Source organism: Bacillus sp. GW821-FHT11D08 (genome assembly GCF_058808515.1).
The window spans coordinates 316,787-334,286 of sequence record NZ_JBXARS010000005.1; the positions used below are offsets into that span (position 1 = coordinate 316,787).

General features: G+C 46.7%; 14 protein-coding genes, 1 tRNA gene and 1 pseudogene. 13 read left to right on the forward strand and 3 right to left on the reverse strand.

The features are described from left to right. Positions 1 to 6: 6 nt before the first annotated feature. Together gltD and AC1RRX_RS12910 are read left to right on the forward strand one after the other, a co-directional pair. A complete protein-coding gene (gltD, locus tag AC1RRX_RS12905) occupies positions 7 to 1,488 on the forward strand; it encodes a glutamate synthase small subunit (RefSeq protein WP_014418084.1) in 1,482 nt (493 codons plus the stop codon). 95 nt (positions 1,489 to 1,583) lie between these two features. Further along, the gene (locus tag AC1RRX_RS12910) at positions 1,584 to 1,784 is read left to right on the forward strand and encodes a hypothetical protein (RefSeq protein WP_047935787.1); all 201 of its coding nucleotides are present in this window, start codon (positions 1,584 to 1,586) and stop codon (positions 1,782 to 1,784) included. Positions 1,785 to 1,811: 27 nt separating this feature from the next. Here the strand turns inward: AC1RRX_RS12910 and AC1RRX_RS12915 are convergent, their stop codons facing one another. After that, on the reverse strand, positions 1,812 to 2,792 hold the full coding sequence (locus AC1RRX_RS12915; RefSeq protein ID WP_144464391.1) for a zinc-binding dehydrogenase: 981 nt from the start codon (positions 2,790 to 2,792) through the stop codon (positions 1,812 to 1,814). Between the two features lie 118 nt (positions 2,793 to 2,910). On the opposite strand from AC1RRX_RS12915, the gene AC1RRX_RS12920 reads away from it, so the two are divergent. The 4 genes and pseudogenes from AC1RRX_RS12920 to AC1RRX_RS12935 all read left to right on the forward strand — a co-directional run bounded on the left by AC1RRX_RS12920 (position 2,911) and on the right by AC1RRX_RS12935 (position 5,726). Beyond that, positions 2,911 to 3,777, forward strand: coding sequence for a LysR family transcriptional regulator (locus tag AC1RRX_RS12920; protein ID WP_061046699.1), 867 nt, complete (start codon positions 2,911 to 2,913; stop codon positions 3,775 to 3,777). A gap of 51 nt (positions 3,778 to 3,828) precedes the next feature. Continuing rightward, a pseudogene (locus AC1RRX_RS12925) lies at positions 3,829 to 4,059 on the forward strand (His/Gly/Thr/Pro-type tRNA ligase C-terminal domain-containing protein); the annotation flags it as partial. Between the two features lie 46 nt (positions 4,060 to 4,105). Beyond that, positions 4,106 to 4,408, forward strand: coding sequence for an ArsR/SmtB family transcription factor (locus AC1RRX_RS12930; protein WP_007407355.1), 303 nt, complete (start codon positions 4,106 to 4,108; stop codon positions 4,406 to 4,408). Between the two features lie 142 nt (positions 4,409 to 4,550). Next, positions 4,551 to 5,726, forward strand: coding sequence for an MFS transporter (locus tag AC1RRX_RS12935; protein WP_007407356.1), 1,176 nt, complete (start codon positions 4,551 to 4,553; stop codon positions 5,724 to 5,726). A gap of 46 nt (positions 5,727 to 5,772) precedes the next feature. Here the strand turns inward: AC1RRX_RS12935 and ggt are convergent, their stop codons facing one another. Continuing rightward, positions 5,773 to 7,548 (reverse strand): gamma-glutamyltransferase, encoded by a 1,776-nt coding sequence (gene ggt / locus AC1RRX_RS12940; RefSeq protein ID WP_007407357.1) that lies wholly within the window; start codon positions 7,546 to 7,548, stop codon positions 5,773 to 5,775. 243 nt (positions 7,549 to 7,791) lie between these two features. Here ggt and AC1RRX_RS12945 point away from each other — a divergent pair, with 243 nt between their 5' ends. The 3 genes from AC1RRX_RS12945 to AC1RRX_RS12955 all read left to right on the forward strand — a co-directional run bounded on the left by AC1RRX_RS12945 (position 7,792) and on the right by AC1RRX_RS12955 (position 8,998). After that, positions 7,792 to 8,022, forward strand: coding sequence for an excisionase family DNA-binding protein (locus AC1RRX_RS12945; protein WP_003153848.1), 231 nt, complete (start codon positions 7,792 to 7,794; stop codon positions 8,020 to 8,022). A gap of 315 nt (positions 8,023 to 8,337) precedes the next feature. Next, positions 8,338 to 8,883: a site-specific integrase gene (locus AC1RRX_RS12950; protein ID WP_007407359.1), complete on the forward strand. Its 546-nt coding sequence runs from the start codon at positions 8,338 to 8,340 to the stop codon at positions 8,881 to 8,883. A 42-nt stretch (positions 8,884 to 8,925) separates the two neighbouring features. Then, positions 8,926 to 8,998: transfer RNA gene (locus AC1RRX_RS12955), tRNA-Arg, on the forward strand. 145 nt (positions 8,999 to 9,143) lie between these two features. Here the strand turns inward: AC1RRX_RS12955 and AC1RRX_RS12960 are convergent. Continuing rightward, a complete protein-coding gene (locus tag AC1RRX_RS12960; RefSeq protein WP_053104023.1) occupies positions 9,144 to 9,686 on the reverse strand; it encodes a DL-endopeptidase inhibitor IseA in 543 nt (180 codons plus the stop codon). Positions 9,687 to 9,914: 228 nt separating this feature from the next. Between AC1RRX_RS12960 and AC1RRX_RS12965 the strand changes: the two genes are divergently transcribed. From AC1RRX_RS12965 to AC1RRX_RS12980, 4 genes are all read left to right on the forward strand, one after another. Beyond that, the gene (locus AC1RRX_RS12965; protein ID WP_007407362.1) at positions 9,915 to 11,303 is read left to right on the forward strand and encodes an MATE family efflux transporter; all 1,389 of its coding nucleotides are present in this window, start codon (positions 9,915 to 9,917) and stop codon (positions 11,301 to 11,303) included. Between the two features lie 115 nt (positions 11,304 to 11,418). Continuing rightward, complete coding sequence (locus AC1RRX_RS12970) at positions 11,419 to 12,387, forward strand: aldose 1-epimerase (protein ID WP_144464389.1); 969 nt, start codon at positions 11,419 to 11,421, stop codon at positions 12,385 to 12,387. A gap of 18 nt (positions 12,388 to 12,405) precedes the next feature. Next, positions 12,406 to 13,881, forward strand: a complete 1,476-nt coding sequence (dacB, locus tag AC1RRX_RS12975; protein WP_144464386.1) for a D-alanyl-D-alanine carboxypeptidase/D-alanyl-D-alanine endopeptidase — start codon at positions 12,406 to 12,408, stop codon at positions 13,879 to 13,881. A 479-nt stretch (positions 13,882 to 14,360) separates the two neighbouring features. Next, positions 14,361 to 17,500, forward strand: a 3,140-nt coding sequence (locus tag AC1RRX_RS12980; protein ID WP_492870924.1) for a non-ribosomal peptide synthetase, incomplete at its 3' end; no start/stop codon positions are given.

Consider the following 17,500-nt stretch of genomic DNA (forward strand, 5'->3'; position numbering starts at 1 on the left):
AGGAACATGGGGAAACCAACTGGATTCATGGAAGAAAAACGAGAAAAACCGGCTGAGCGGGACCCTCTCACTCGCTTAAAGGATTGGAAAGAGTATTCGGCTCCGTTTTCAGATGAAGCGTCAAAGCGGCAGGGGGCGCGGTGTATGGATTGCGGCACACCGTTTTGCCAAATCGGCGCTGATATCAACGGTTTTACCTCCGGATGCCCGATTTATAATCTGATACCGGAGTGGAATGACCTCGTCTATCGGGGGCGCTGGAAAGAAGCCTTGGAGCGCCTTCTGAAAACGAATAACTTTCCTGAATTCACAGGGCGGGTCTGTCCCGCTCCTTGTGAAGGATCTTGTACGCTGGCTATTTCAGATCCGGCTGTTTCAATTAAAAACATCGAGCGGACGATCATTGACAAAGGTTTTGAAAATGGATGGATTCAGCCGAGAATTCCAGCGAAACGCACAGGTAAAAAAGTCGCTGTCGTCGGTTCAGGCCCGGCAGGTCTGGCAAGCGCTGATCAGCTGAACCAAGCCGGTCATTCCGTAACGGTCTATGAGCGTGCTGACAGAGCCGGCGGTCTGCTGATGTACGGCATTCCGAGCATGAAGCTTGAGAAAAATGTCGTCGAACGCCGTATTAAACTTTTGACGCAGGAAGGTATAGATTTTGTAACAAATACCGAAATCGGCGTTGACATAACGGCAGATGAGCTGAAAGATCAATTTGATGCCGTCATTTTGTGCACAGGCGCCCAAAAGCAGCGCAATCTGCTGATTGAAGGCCGGGAAGCAAAAGGCGTCCATTATGCGATGGACTATTTAACACTGGCGACGAAAAGCTATTTAGATTCCAACTTCAAAGACAAACAATATATAGACGCTAAAGGGAAAGACGTCATCGTAATCGGCGGAGGAGACACAGGAGCTGACTGCGTGGCAACCGCGCTGCGCCAAAAAGCGCGCAGCGTGCACCAGTTCGGGAAACATCCTAAACTTCCTCAAACGCGCACGAACGACAATATGTGGCCTGAACAGCCTCACGTCTTTACCCTTGAATACGCCTATGAAGAAGCGCAGGCAAAGTTCGGCAAAGACCCGAGAGAATATTCAATTCAGACGACAAAAATGGTGGCCGATAAGCAGGGCCGCTTACAAGAGATTCACACCATTCAAATGGAAAAAGTTAGAAACGAATTCGGAAAGTATGAATTTCATGAACTGCCCGGAACAGAAAAAGTCTGGCCTGCTCAGCTGGTGTTCATCGCCATCGGTTTTGAAGGGACAGAACAGCCATTATTGAAACAGTTCGGTGTCGATTCGGCAAATCATAAAATTCAGGCGGCATATGGGGATTATAAAACGAATGTTGACGGTGTTTTCGCCGCAGGGGATGCGAGAAGGGGCCAAAGCCTGATTGTATGGGCGATTAATGAAGGCCGGGAAGCAGCGCGCGAAGTCGACAGTTATTTAATGGGGAGCACTGTTTTACCGTAAATAAAGGGGTTTATTTATAAAACCGGCTGGGATCAGCCGGTTTTTCGTATTGAAATGAAACCTCCTTCTTCCTGTATTGGTCATAGAAGGGTAACGTGGAAGATAACATATGGAATTTTGTTTTACAGAGTGGAGAGATTGTTTTCTTCCGGAGACTGAGACGATTTGCAAGCCTTGAGCAGTCGATCACGGTGCTGCTGACGGGCTCTGTGTGTCTGCAGTCGATTTGCGGGCAGATTTTAATTGATGAAGAAAAACATATTGAATTTCAAGCGGAAACGCTTATAAACAAATAAGGAAACGGACGGGTCCGCTCCTCTTTTTTAGACATCCAAACGAAAGCCGATATTGCCGAACTGCCGTCCTTCCCGCATTCTGTTAAAAGCGGCAGCTGCTTCACTGAGAGGGTACATGCGGTCGATAATGGGGCGGATGCCGCAGCGGTTTACCAATTCCAGCATATCCGCGAATTCCTCATTGCTTCCCATTGATGTACCGAGAATATGAATCTGCGGAAAAAACAGCGAGCGAATAGGAAATCCGAGCTGATCGCCTGAACTGGCGCCAAATGTTACGATCCGGCCATTCGGTTTCATAATGTCAAGATAGTGTTGAAACAAGGCGGGGCCTACACCGTCAAGTATGATATCTGCTTTTTCGCCATTCAGCGCCTCATTCCAGTCACCGTAGCTGTCAATCGCCCGGTCTGCACCGTATGACAGTGCGGTTTGTTTTTTGTTTTCACTGCGGGAGGTGACGCTGACTGTCGCTCCGATAGCTTTTGCCATTAATAAGGTGTATGTTGCCACGCCGCTTCCGATGCCCGGAAGGATAAGGTGTTCGCCTTTTTTTAATTGTCCTTTTGTAAATAAGGCGCGATAAGCGGTTAATGCTGATAACGGCAGCACGCCCGCTTCCTCCCATGTCAGGTGTTCGGGTTTTAAAACGGCATTTTCCGCAGGAACGATGACATAAGGTGAAAAGGTTCCGTCGCTCGGACCGCCTAAAATATCAGGGACGGCCGGTACGTCCCCAACAGTCTTCCAATTCAGCACCGGGTTGATAATGACTTCTGCATGCAGTAAATGAGACCGGACGCCGTGTCCTATTTCGGTTACGATTCCCGCGCCGTCTGAACCGAGAGTAAATTCATGGTTTCCGGTTTCGTGTTTTTTCATTAAAAACAAATCACGATGGTTTAATCCGGCTGTTTTCAGCTTTATTTTTACTTCGCCGTTTCCCGGCCTTTTGTCAGGTACCTGCCTGAAATCAAAGCCATTTTCGTGTATGATAAGGGCATTCATCATTCTTCTCTCCTTTATGATTGATGAGAAAGATTTTACAGGCTGTAGCAGCTGCAGTAAATAAATGAAAATTGATAGCCGGCTATCAATAAAAATCATAGCAAGAAGGTGTCCTTACATGGAAAGCGGAGACTTAAAGATTTTTCAGGCTGTCGCCCGCAAAGGAAGTATTTCAAAGGCGGCAGAAAGCCTGCATTATGTTCAATCAAATGTGACAAACCGGATTCAGCAGCTGGAACGGCAATTGCAAACACAGCTTTTTTACCGCACAAATCGGGGGATGACGCTGACGCCCGCAGGTGAAAACTTATTGAAAGACGCAGACAGAATCCTTCAATTGCTGCATGAGGCGCAAAAAACGGTGCAAGAGGCAGGCGATCCGAACGGTCCGCTTCGAATCGGTTCTCTTGAAACGGCGGCAGCCGTCCATCTCCCTCAATTTTTCACAGAGTATTGCAGCCGCTACCCGAAAGTACAGCTGTCTCTGTCAACCGGTGATACACATACCTTAGTGCAGCACGTCTTACACTATGAGCTGGACGGCGCTTTTGTTTATGGACCGGTCGAATACGAAGATCTTGAGCAAGTCGCTGTATTTCAAGAAGAATTGGTCTTGGTCTCAAATAAGCGGGAAGGCAGTTTGCAAGACTTGTTGCGAGATCCGATTCTGTATTTTGCCGCGGGCTGTTCGCACCGCCGCAAAATAAAAAACATACTGAAAGAAGAAGCAGTGCCCGCACATAAAATCATTGAATTCGGTACGTTGGAAGCCATTATTGGGGCGGTGCAAGCGGGGATGGGGGTTTCCTTTCTGCCTGCATCAGCCGTCCGTTATTTTCAAAACAGGAAAAATCTTTTTCTTCATGAGCTCCCTGAACAGTTTCGGGATATGAATATATCATTTATCTACCGGAGTGATTTATTTTTGACATCGGCGTTTGAAGAACTTCTGAATGGATTAAAAACTTTACCGAACGGAAGATGAGAAAACAGGACAGCTGTGTACGCCAATTTTTTTCGTTCTGGTTTTTCTCAAAAGAAAGCGGGTATCCGGGCTGAGCTTGATCAGCGCGATGAAAAACTCGGCTATAAAATCAGAGAAGCACAAATGAAAAAAATCCCGTATATTGCTGTTGTGGGAGATCGAGAGTGCCGCCATCAATCTGTACATGTAAGGCAATACGGGCGGGAAGACACATTTGAAGAGAATGTGAGTGATTTTATTTCCCGGATCATAAGAGAGGCAAAACAAAAAATAGAGATTTAACAAAAACAACATTGACATATCGTAAAATCACGATATAATAAAGCGTATGAAACCTATTGATGTTTTTAAAGCGTTGTCTAATGAGTCACGGCTTGAGATTTTACAATGGCTGAAAGAGCCGGACCGTCACTTCGCCCCGCATGATGGCATTGATATGAATGAGATCGGAGTGTGTGTCAGCCAGATCACCGATAAGCTTCAGATGACACAGTCAACGGCGTCTCAATATCTTTCCATCCTTCAGCGGGCGGGCCTTATCCAAACAAAACGGATTGGCAAATACACCTATTATAAAAGAGATGAAGAAGCGATAAAGGCGATGGCCGATTATTTTCAGCGCGAAATGTAGGGCTGAATCCTTTAGAAGAGGGATTCAGTTTCTTTTTCCGACTACACATCGACATATTGCGATTTGTTTCTGTTTTTCAACTCTTTATATCGATATATCACAATATATCTTTATATAAATCATCAATGAAGGAGTGTGTCAGGTGCAAAATACCTGGAAGATTTACATTTTGGCAATTATCAGTTTTTTAGTGGGGACGTCTGAATATGTGATATCAGGGATGCTTGATAAAATTGCAGGTTCCTTGGGAGTTACTGTGGCAGCGGCAGGGCAGCTGATTACGATTTTTTCACTTGTTTATGCAATCGGAACGCCTGTCATGATGGCCCTTACAGCAAAACTGGACAGAAGGAAGCTCATGATCTATGCTCTGGGGCTGTTTGTTATCGGGAATATCATTTCTTTCCTTGTGCAGGGATTCGGCTTATTTGCGGGAGCGCGGGTGATCATGGCGCTTGGAGCAGGAACTGTGGTGGTCACCGCGCTTACGATCGCAGCAAAAATCGCTCCCCCGGGAAAACAGGCAAGTTCTCTCGCAACCGTCATTATGGGGTTTACGGCGGCGCTCATTATCGGTGTTCCGATCGGAAGAACCGTGTCTGAAGCTTTTGGCTGGAAGGTGGTTTTTGCCGGAATTGCGGCAATCGGAATCATTGCCATGCTTATTATACGTTTCGCGTTGCCTGAGATAAAAGGAGATAAACCGGTGCCGCTCATTCAGCAATTTTCTCTTTTGAAGAAACGAAAGGTGGCTGTCGGGCTGGCCATTACGTTTTTTTGGCTCGGAGGCTATTCGGTTGCGTATACGTACCTTTCTCCGTATTTACTGAACGTTACTCATATCGGAAGCGGAATACTGAGTACATTGCTGCTTATTTTCGGTGTTGCAAGTCTTGCCGGTTCTAAAGCAGGCGGTTTCAGCGCAGACAAATGGGGGGCGCGTATGACATTAACCGGCGGAATGGCGCTTCATGCTATCATGCTCATGTTATTGCCGTTTGTCACACATTCTGCTTTCGGAGCGGCGGCAGTGCTTATTTTTTGGTCCTTCGCCGCCTGGTCATCTGGGCCTGCTCAGCAGTATCATTTGGCAACGATGGAGCCTGAATCATCGGGTGTATTACTTGGCCTCAACCAGTCTGTCATGCAGCTGGCTATGGCAGCCGGAGCGGGCATCGGGGGCATTGTTGTCACCCATCTGTCTCTTGCGTCAGTGACATGGATCGGATCAGCGGGTGTTGTCATCGCGATGTGCGGCGTGCTTTCGCTTGCGTCATTAACGTCTGAAAAAACCTCATCTGAATACAGTGCAGAATAAACAAAAGCCTCATTTCTCAGCTTGAGAAACGAGGCTTTTTGTCTTGTCATTTTTCACATTTTTTCAAGTTTACGCCGATTGCGGCTCCGTTTCGGCTTGAGTCGGCAACTCCGGTGAAGGTGCCGTTTTCACGGTCGATCAGGATGCTTTGCACATTCCCGATATCAACCGGGCTGCTGCCGAATTTATGCCCCATTTCGTTCAGTTTTGTGCGGGCTTCTTCCGGCACTCCTTTTTCATATCGATAGGATGTCATGCTGTTTGTGTAAATTCTCGGCTCTTCGACCGCCGCTTTCAGATCCATGCCGTACTCAACTTTGTTCAGGATCGTTTGCAGGACGGAAGAAATAATCGTTGCTCCGCCGGGGGAGCCGACAGTCAGGACAGGTTCGTTATTTTTGAATAAAATAGTCGGAGTCATGCTGCTGAGCGGACGTTTATTCGGCTGCACTTCATTTGCACCGCCAGGCACCGCATCGAAGTCTGTTAACTCATTATTCAACACAACGCCGTATCCGGGAACCATAATGCCGGAACCGAACAGCTGTTCAATCGTTGTCGTATAAGATACGACATTGCCGAAGCGATCAGTTACCGTGAAGTGAGTCGTTTGGCCTTCTTGTTTGTCAGTCGGCTGCTCCACTTGTTTATAGTTTGCAGAACCTTCCTGATAGGCCCAAGGGTCGCCGGCTTTCGGTTTTTTATTGACTTTATCAATATCTATCAGCTGTCTGCGGGCATTGATATAATCTGGATTCAAGAGGCCTTTGAGAGGGACGTTGACGAATTCTGGATCCCCGGCAAATGCGGCGCGGTCAGCATAAGCCAAATGCATCGTTTCTGCGAGAAGCTGATATTTTTGCCAAGAACGGATATCATATTGAGAAAGCTTAAAATCATCCAGAAGGTTCAGCATTTGCAACAGGAAAACACCGCCCGAGCTTGGAGGAGGAGCAGTTGCGATATGATAGCCCTGGTAATCTCCCCAGATCGGTTCGTCAATCGTCACATTGAAGTTTTTAATATCTTTTTCTGTCATTGAGCCGCCGAATTCCTGCACTGTTTCCGCAAGCTTTTTGGAGAATGCTCCGTCATAGAATGCTTTTGTGCCTTTGTACTTAATAGCTGTAAATGTTTTGGCTAAGTCTTTTTGGATGAGTGTGTCTCCTTCTTTCAGAGGTTCTCCGTCCGGAAGAAACACGTCTTTTGCAGCAGTGTGTGATAATTTGTCTTTATAATCTGAGATGGCATCAGCTAAAACCGAATCGATCGGAAAGCCTTTTGAGGCAAGTTTAATGGAAGGGGTGATGAGTTGTTTCATGGAGCGTGTGCCCCATTTGTCGAGCGCTTTTTCAAGTCCTTTTAATGTTCCCGGAACACCGACTGCAGTCCCTTTCGTAACGCGTTCGGAGAAAGGGATGGCTTTGCCGTTTTCGTCAAGGAACATATCCGGTGTTGCGCCTGCCGGTGCGCGTTCTCGGCTGTCGATAATGGTGGTGTCTTTCGTCTTCGCATCATAAACCATCATAAATCCGCCGCCGCCGATTCCTGACATCATAGGTTCAGTTACGTTTAATGCGAATTGAATGGCAACCGCGGCGTCAATTGCATTGCCGCCTTTTTTCAGCACGTCGGCACCGATTTGTGAAGCGAGAGGGTGGGCGGTGGCAACCATGCCGTCTTTGCCGACATCTACCTGTTTGTAGTCGTCATAGGAAAACGGGTGTTTCTTAGCCTGAGCGTGATAAGGGATGCTTCCGGCCGCGAGCAACGTACTGAGCAGAACGATAAAACAGAGATTCATAAACTTTTTCTTTTTCATAGTCTGCCTCCTTTGTTTTCCGCTTACAATTATAGAGTAAGTAAAATGTGCTGTTTTCACAAGTGACAAACGGAATAGTCCGGTGCGCAAAAAGCCGGAGTTTCTGTGTGAATGTAATCAGTCGCAAATAGGCTAAATGGGAAACCGGACTGAAAAAGCTGTGAAACAAGCATAAAGACAAAAAATAAGCTACAATGAACAAAACAGAATTCACTCACATGACATATGAAAGGAACGTGAGCCATGTATTTAACGATCAAAGAGACAGCGGAGTTTACCAGTCTTCCTGAAGAATATGTGCACAATCTTGTTTTGACGAATAAAATAAGGGCCGTCCATGACGGACAGCAATATTTAATCAACAAGGAACAATTTCAAACCCATCTCGAGCAGTTGGAAAAATATAAGGAAATGATTCAAGAGTTTTTAAATGAGCCGCTTCCTGAAGACATTGATGTAAAAGATGAAGACTAGGACACAATTTCATATTGTGTCTTTTTTTTGCATTTTTTTCGGTTGCTCACAAAAAAACGGATGCTCAGATTTCTTTTTAAGGATGTTGTTTTCATTTTTTAATGCCTTGGGCCTCTATTTGTTTAAAAGCTTGTCACCGGGCTGAAAATGATGTTTTTGAGGAATTTGTTGAAACTGCGTATCTGATTCCCCTTATGTAACACTATGTATATTATGTTACATAAGACCCTTTATCCTTTATCATTCAACGGGTTTCGGCTATAATAGTAACATAATGCTCAATATGTTACTTTACCAATTATAAGGGGTTTTTTGATGCATATCGTACAGCCGATCCGAAGTTTGGAGAAGATCCAGGAAGTCAAAGAGTATTTAATGCAAAAAAGTGATCGTGATTATTTTTTATTTATTTTCGGCATGAACAGCGCACTGCGGATTTCAGATGTTCTGCCGCTTCGCGTGAGGGATGTCAGGAACAAAGATCATGTGTGGGCAACCGAAAGCAAAACGAGAAAGAAAAGAAAAATTCTGATACTGGAGTCTTTAAAGGCCGACATATACGCTTATACAAAAGACATGAAAGAGGATGACTATTTGTTTAAATCGAAACGGACGAATAAGCCCATATCCCGGATTCAGGCATACAGAATATTAAAGGAAGCGGCTGCCGCTTGCGGGTTGGAGGAAATCGGGACGCATACGCTTAGAAAGACGTTCGGGTATCATTTTTATCAGAGGACAAAAGACATTGCTGAACTGCAGAGGATTTTGAATCATTCTTCTCCGTCTATTACAATGCGTTATATCGGAATAGATGAAGATACGACGAGAGCCGCCTATAAAGTGTTCGGAGGGCTGTAGACTTGAAAAAAACGGCCGCCAGCGTTACTATAATAGAAGCAGGCTCTAGTAGCACAGCGGATAGTGCAGCAGTTTCCTAAACTGCAGGTCGGGAGTTCGAATCTCTCCTAGAGCGTTTTTTGTATAAGATAGGCGCAGATTAATAATGTCGGTAAAACAAAAACCCCCTTGTTATACAAGGGGGTTTTGAGTTGGATATTTTGTGAAAACCTGATGGAAATGATGTGAAAAAAGCCCGCTGTAAGCAAGCGGGCTTTTTCTTATATGACAGCATCAAATTGATTGACTTTCCAAACGTTGTTTTCTTTTACGAATGTTACATCGCGTTTTGCTGACGGAGAACCGTCAAGAGTCGGTACAGTGAAGCGGTATGTTTGGACGCTTCCTTTTTTAGAAAGAAGGGTCATTTTTGCTTTTTTCCAATTCAGGAGGTTATCTCCGTCGCCGACCGGAACAGCCAATTTGCCGTCTTTTACAGTGAAGTGGTAATCTTTGAGCCCTTTGTCAATCGCTTGCTTTGTAAAAGCGGGTGTCAGATATTTTACGGCTTTCGCTTTTGTTCCGAGGTCTTTGCACATAAATACATATTGCAGATTTTGATATTCAAACGGTTCAGATGTGCAATTTGCGTTTGATGTAAGCGCACCGCCGCTCATTGTATTCCAGAAATGTTCTCTCGCTGACAGGGCCAGCTGAAGTGCTTGTTTTTGTGTAAGGTCATTAGGTGCATTTTTTGCGGTCGCAGCAGTGCCCAATGATAGAATCAATGTAATAGTAGTGAGGAATAATAGCCATTTTTTCATGATATAATCTCTCCTTCAATCAATCTCTTTCTCTTATGTTACAAATGTTACAATAATTACGGTAAGATTACAATACCTTTTCAGAAATATTTTCCGGACTTTTTATTTTTATGGTTTATTTCCATGTAAGACGTGAGAAAAAGATAAAGAGTTTCATTGAACAAAAGGTTTTTACAAGCTGTCTGCTGAATAATAAAATGGAAGAAAATCAAAAAAGGAGTCCTACATATGGAAGTACAAGATCATTTAGAAACAGCGGAAGGCCGCGGCCAGTCAGTCTGGCGATCGATGTCACTGTTTTTAGTGCCGCTGCTTTTAAGCAATGTATTGCAATCTGTCGGCCAATTGGTCGGAATGGTATTTGTCGGAAGGTGGCTCGGAGTCGATGCGCTTGCCGCTGTATCGTCTTTTTTTCCGCTGTTTTTTCTGCTGATCTCCTTTACGATCGGAATCGGTTCGGGAAGTTCCATTCTGATCGGGCAGGCTTACGGCGCGAAAAACGAAGAGAGGATGAAGGCGATTGTCGGCACTACACTGACTTTTACCTTTATGCTCGGTGTTGTCCTGGCAGTTGTCGGCAGTGTGTTTACGCTTGATATTCTGCGGCTGATGGGAACGCCGGAAAACGTAATAGATGTCAGTGTCCGATATGCGCGCATTTTGTTTTGCGCAATGCCGCTGATGTTTTTATATTTTGCGTATACGACATTTTTACGCGGAACGGGAGATTCAAAGACTCCGTTTTATACGTTAATCGTCAGTACAGTCATAAACATCGGGCTCTTGCCCTTATTGATTCTCGGGCTTTTCGGACTTCCGAAGTTCGGCATTTACGGTTCGGCGTATGCAACCGTGATTTCAAACATCGTGACATTTATCGTACTCATGGTTTATTTGCGGAAAAGGAAACATCCATTGGCATTTGACCGGACTGCGCTCCGTTCTCTTAAAATGGACAAAAAGCTGCTCGCGCTTTTACTCCGTCTCGGTATTCCGTCGAGCATCAATATGATTCTCGTGTCACTTTCTGAAATTGCGGTCATTTCATTTGTCAATCATTACGGATCAAACGCGACGGCTGCTTACGGGGTCGTCAACCAAGTGGCGAGTTATGTGCAGATGCCGGCGGTAAGCCTCGGTATCGCCGTTTCCATTTTTGCCGCCCAATCCATTGGCGCCAATCAATTCGGCCGGCTGAAACAGGTCATCAAAGTCGGCATCGGCCTGAATTATTTGATCGGCGGGGTTTTGATTGTGCTGATTTACACCTTCTCCCGGCAGATACTTGCTTTGTTTTTAACAGATCAGGACACACTCCACATTGCCCGCAATCTGATTATGATTACCCTTTGGAGCTATTTGATTTTCGGGCACGCTCAAATCGTTTCAGCGACGATGCGGGCGAGCGGTACGGTGTTATGGCCGACGATTATCAGCATTTTTGCGATTTGGGGAATTGAAGTGCCTGTGGCCTTTATTCTTTCTCATTATACGAATCTCGGCATTCTCGGCATTTGGGTCGGTTATCCGGCGGCTTTTGTCGTCAGCCTGCTGCTGCAATACGGATATTACCGGTTTGTATGGAAGAAAAAACAGATTACCCGGCTGATTCAATAAGGTTTTACCGCACATCGCTCAGTTCATACGGGCGATGTTTTTTTTAGAGAAGGAAAATGAGTTTAGAAAATGGAATTCCTATACATGCTAGAAAACAAGGAAAGGGCAGGTGCTTATGACGATTGAACATACGACTTATTTAGGGGCTTCAGCCATAAAAGCGGAGACTGATCAGGCTGAATGCATCATTGTGCCGGAGTGGGGATCAAATGTCATATCGCTTCGGGATAAAAGAACCGGTATGCGGCTTCTGAGAGAACCGGAAACTGCGGAGCAATTCCGCAAAAAACCGATGCTGTACGGCATTCCCGTTTTATTCCCGCCGAACCGGATTACGGATGGGACGTTTCGTTTTGACGGCCGCGCGTATCAATTTGAGATAAACGAAGAGGATAAACATAATCATATTCACGGCTTTCTTCACAATCAGCATTGGAAAGCGACGGCAGCGAAAGAAGAGGGGGATGGAATGAAAGTCGAAACAGAAATTGATCTTTCAAAGATTCCCCGTGTTCATAAACAATTTCCGCACGATGTCGTTGTCCGGATGATCTATACATTAAAAGACAATGTGTTTACGCAGCGGGCGCTGATTATCAACAAGGGAACGGAGGCTTTTCCTTGGGGGCTCGGCTATCATTCAACTTTTGTTTTCAATGAAGAGCGATCCCGTCTATTTTTGACGGCTGACCGCATGTGGGAATTAAATGAACGTTTCGTGCCGACGGGCCGTTTATTGGATGTTCCTGATAAAGAAGCGTTCCGTCATGGGATGTCTTTGAAAAATAAACAGTTTGACGATGTTTTTCTTTCTTCCGGACGGAATGGCGGCAATAATGAAGCTGTTATTTATCATCCGGATGAGCAATTATCCGTTTTGTATCAAGCAGACACGTCTTTCAAGCATTGGGTGGTATATAACGGTGACGGCAAGCAGGGGTTTGTCAGTCTTGAGCCTTATACTTCCGTTACAGATGCATTTAATCTGAATCAGCCTGCATCACTGACAGGGCTTCAGATTCTGAAACCGGGCGAAGAAGCGGCTGCGTCATCCAGGATCACCATTTTGCATGACGAAGAATAGGAAAGAGGCGGGATAACATTGAAAACATATGTGAAACGCTTGTGCGCGGTGATTCTGCTTTTGGTCATTGCCGCAGTTCCTTATATTGATGAGGCGGCTAAGGCGGCTGAACAAAAAAATACTTTGCAAAAAGAGCTGGAACACATTCTGGATGAAGAACCTGCTTTAAAGGGAGTTTCAGCGGGCGTCAGTGTCCGGTCAGCAAAAACAGGGGAGGTGCTGTTCGGCAGCCGGGAAGATATGCGGCTGAGGCCTGCATCACTGATGAAGCTGCTGACGGCATCTGCGGCGCTTTCCGTTCTCGGAGAAGATTACACCTTTAAGACAGAAGTACGGGCAGACGGCGCCGTGAAAGGAAAACAGCTGCGCGGAAACCTTTATCTCAGGGGAAAAGGCGATCCGACCCTATTGGCTTCTGATTTTGAGAAGATGGCTAAACAGGTCAAAGCCAGAGGCATCCATGTCATTAAAGGAGATCTGATCGGGGATGATTCGTGGTATGACGATACCAGGTATTCAGTTGATCTTCCGTGGAGTGATGAAGGCCAATATTATGGCGCGCAAGTATCAGCTCTTACCGCTTCCCCAAATGAGGATTATGATACCGGAACGGTGATTGCGGAAATCAGCCCGGCAAAACAGCCCGGTAAAAAGCCGCGCATTTCGATTTCCCCCCATACGGACGTCGTTCGTGTGAAAAATGAAGTGAAAACCGTCGCTTCTGATGAAGCGAAAGAATTGACGGTTGAACGGGAGCACGGCGGCAATGTGATTACGATAAAGGGAACCATACCTGCCGGCTCGGCAAAGGCAAGAGAATGGGCGGCAGTGTGGGATCCGTCGTCCTATGCTTTAGATTTATGGAAACAAGCGCTTACTAAACAGGGTATAACTGTAAAAGGGAAAATCAGAACAGGGCGAATGCCGCACCGCACCCAGCTCGTCACATCACGGACATCCATGCCTCTTTCAGAATTATTGATCCCGTTTATGAAACTGAGCAACAACGGGCACGCCGAAATTCTGATCAAGGAAATGGGAAAAGTGAAAAAAGGGGAGGGCAGCTGGGAAAAGGGCTTGGACGTGATGAAATCGGAGCTCAAATCGTTCGGGCTGAATCCGGATGAATTGATTGCAAGAGACGGATCCGGCGTTTCTCATATTAACGGCGTATCCGCCGGCCAAATCGGAGAGCTTTTGTATGCGGTTCAGAAAGAAAAGTGGTACCCGGCTTTCCTTCGTTCGCTCCCTGTCGCCGGTGCAAGCGACAGAATGACGGGAGGAACCCTTCGGAACCGGCTGAAGAATACTCCGGCAGAAGGCAAAATTAAAGCGAAAACCGGATCACTAACATCAGTCAGTTCGATTGCCGGCTATGCAGACACAAAAACAGGAGATACGCTTATTTTTTCCGTGCTTCAAAACGGGCTGCTTGACGAAGATGACGGAAAAGACATTGAAGACAAAATCGCAGTCGTGCTGGCAAATCAATAAGAAGGGCCGAATCCTTATAGGATTCGGCTTTTTTTGATGTCTGTAAAACATTATATTGCGATTATGAATCAATCTTTTCAAAAAGTAATATCGGCAATACCCTTCCTTTTTTTTACATACCGCTTTCTTACATGTTCACCGGTTATTCATTTTTTAACATAAAACTTCTTTTCGGGAGGAAAACCTTTTTAAAAGCGCAATTAATTATACATTTTATTCCTTATTATAGTGTTTAAGAACCAGTTTATAGTATGCATACATACCGTTTTACATGGTATAAAGATTATAGAAATGAAGAAGTGAAGTGAGGAATATATACTATATTCTAAAAAATGTTAGAGAAAATTTAATTTTTTATTGTGATTTCTAAAATATGTTTTAAAATAATGCTTATATGGATGATTAAGTCATATGCTGTCGAAATTTAATTGTAATTATTTCACTTTCTTATCCTCTTAAATTGAAGCGGAGGGATTCCATTGGAGAACACTGTTTATTCTTTAACTCACGCACAAAGAAGAGTGTGGTTTACGGAGCTGCTCGAACCGGGCACAAGTATCTGCAATCTCGCGGCATGCGTCAAATTCAGGGGGGACATCGATTTTGACGTACTGCGCCATGCTTTAGATTTTTCTATCTCGCAAAATGATTCGCTCAGATTTCAACTGACAGAAGGGGACGGATCAGAACCCCAGCTTTATCTGGCGGGGCATCGGCCGATTTCTCTAGAGACTGTTGATTTTACTCATACTGATCAGGCAGAGCGGGACGCATGGATTGACACGCAGACCCGTGTTCCGTTCAAGCTGTTTCATTCACCTCTGTATCAATTTACTCTGCTTGTCATGTCAGACGAAGAAGTTTGGCTTTATTCAAAATTTCACCATATTATCATGGACGGCATCTCGCTCAACCTGCTCGGCAACCAGCTCATTGATATCTACCAAAAGATCATGCGGAGCGAGGATTTAACTGAACACCACAGACCTTCCTATCTCAGCTACATGGAAAAAGAACAGCAATACTTACAGTCTTCCCGTTTTCAAAAAGACCGTTCATTTTGGACTGAAACATACCGAACCGTTCCGGAACACCTTTCACTGGCGGAACGAACCTCTCATCTTAGACAAAGCACTGCGGCTTCCAGAGATACAATCACTCTTTCTCACTCCTTAGAACAATCTATCCGGCTTTTTTGCAAAGAAAATAATATCAGCATCATCTCTCTGTTTATGGCTTCGTTATACATATGCATCAGCCGTCTGACGGCTAAAAAGGATATTGCCATCGGCACTTATTACGGAAACCGGGGCTCCAGGCTCGAAAAGGATATGCTCGGCATGTTCGTCAGCACACTGCCGATCAGAATGACGGCAGATCCTGATGCAGAGTTCCTGTCCTTTGTCCGCAGCGTAGGAAAAGAGCAGCTGTCTGTTATGCGGCACCAGAAATATCCTTACAATCTTTTTGTGAATGAATTAAGGCAGACTCATCATGACCTGCAAAATATCATCGGTATTTCGATGCAGTATCAGCCGCTTGAGTGGCGTAAGGCAGACGGTTTCGATTATGAAACGGCCATGTTTTTCAGCGGACATACTGCAAACGAGCTCTCCATTTTAATTAAGGAGCGGACAGATACGGGATTGATTGAGCTGAATTTTGATTACCAATCCGCTTTATTTACTGAAAAATCGATTAAACGTATTCAAACTCATTTGCTGACGATCGTTGAAAATGCCGTTAGAAATCCAGACCGGCTGATTCGGCATATTGATATGGCGGATGAAAAAGAAAAGAAACGGGTGTTATCTTCGTTTAACCGTACAGAAGCGGTTGAACCGCCGGCTCCGACGCTTCACGGGCTGTTCACCCGCCGTGCCGCGCTTTCGCCGCATCGTCCGGCGCTCCGTTTTCCGGGCGGCATGCTGACGTACGCCGAGCTTGATCAGTACACGGACAGGCTCGCCGCTCGGCTCCGCCAAAAAGGCATCCGCAAAGGAAGCATGGTCGGCGTACTCGCTGAACGCTCGCCGGAGATGGTGGTTTCAGTGCTTGCCGTGTTAAAAGCGGGCGGCGCCTACGTGCCGCTTGACCCGGAGTATCCTGAGGACAGGCTGCGTTATATGCTCGATGACTGCGGCGCTTGTCTCCTGCTTGCACAGCCGGGGTTATCCGTTTCCGGTTTTTCCGGCGAGACGCTTGAAGTGTCTCTTTCTGCTCTGACAGGCGAGACGGAGACAGGGGCTGTTTCTGAAGAAGCGGATAGCGATTCGCTCGCTTATATCATTTATACGTCCGGTTCGACGGGAACACCGAAGGGAGTGGCTGTTGAACACCGTCAGGCCGCCGCCTTTTTATCAGGGATGCAAGGGCAGTTCTCATTGACGGAAGAGGATATTATCGTGCTGAAATCATCCTTTTCTTTCGACGCTTCCATCTGGCAATTGTTTTGGTGGACGATGTCCGGCGCGTCCGTGTATCTGCTTCCGGCCGGATGGGAGAAAGATCCTGTGCGGATGATTGAAGCGTTTGCCTCAGAAAAGGTGACGACCGCGCATTTTATTCCGGCGATGGTCAACAGCTTTTTAGACGCGCTGGAAACAGAGCCTGCGGAAACAAGAACACGCCTCGGCAGAACCTTGACACGCGTGTTTGCCGGAGGGGAAGCTCTTTCCCCGCTTACGGCTGCCCGGTTTGCCGATCTTCTGCCGGAGACCATGCTCATTCACGGCTATGGGCCGACAGAAGCAACGGTTGATGCGGCGTTTTACGTCTGTGACCGAAAACGGGACAGCGGACGGACGCGGCTTCCGATTGGTAAACCCGTTCCTGGTGCCCGTCTGTATGTATTAGATAGCGGAGGAACCATCCAGCCTGCGGGCGTGGCAGGAGAGCTGTACATCGCGGGGACAGGGGTGGCCCGGGGCTATCTGAACCGGCCCGAGCTGACGGAGGAGCGTTTTCTCGATGATCCGTTTTATCCGGGAGAGCGCATGTATCAGACGGGCGATATCGCACGCTGGACAGAAGACGGCCTAGTCGAATGGCTCGGACGTTCAGACGGACAGGTGAAAGTCCGCGGCTACCGGATTGAACCGGGAGAAATCGAAGCGGCGATCCGGCGCATCGACGGCATTCGTGAGGCGGCGGTCACCGCCCGGACCGAACACGGCGAAACCGCGCTTTACGCCTATATCGAAGGACGGGAAAGCGATGACGTGCGGGCGGAGCTTGCGACACGCCTTCCGGCCTACATGATGCCGGCTCAGTTTATAGAGATGAGCGAATGGCCGGTCACGCCGAGCGGAAAACTTGACCGCCGCGCGCTGCCGGCTCCCGGCGGAGCGGCAGACAGACAGGCGTACACCGCCCCGCGGAACGTCACGGAAATGAAGCTTTGCGCCCTTTGGGAAGAGGTGCTGAAAAACGGCCCCGTCGGCATCCGGGATCACTTTTTTGAGCGGGGCGGCCATTCGTTAAAAGCGACGGCTCTCGTCTCCCGCATCGCCAAAGAGTTCGGTGTTCAGGTGCCGTTACAGGACATCTTCGCCCGGCCGACGGTGGAAGAGCTCGCTTCGGTTATTCAGGACTTGGAAGAAAGCCCGTATGAAGCGAT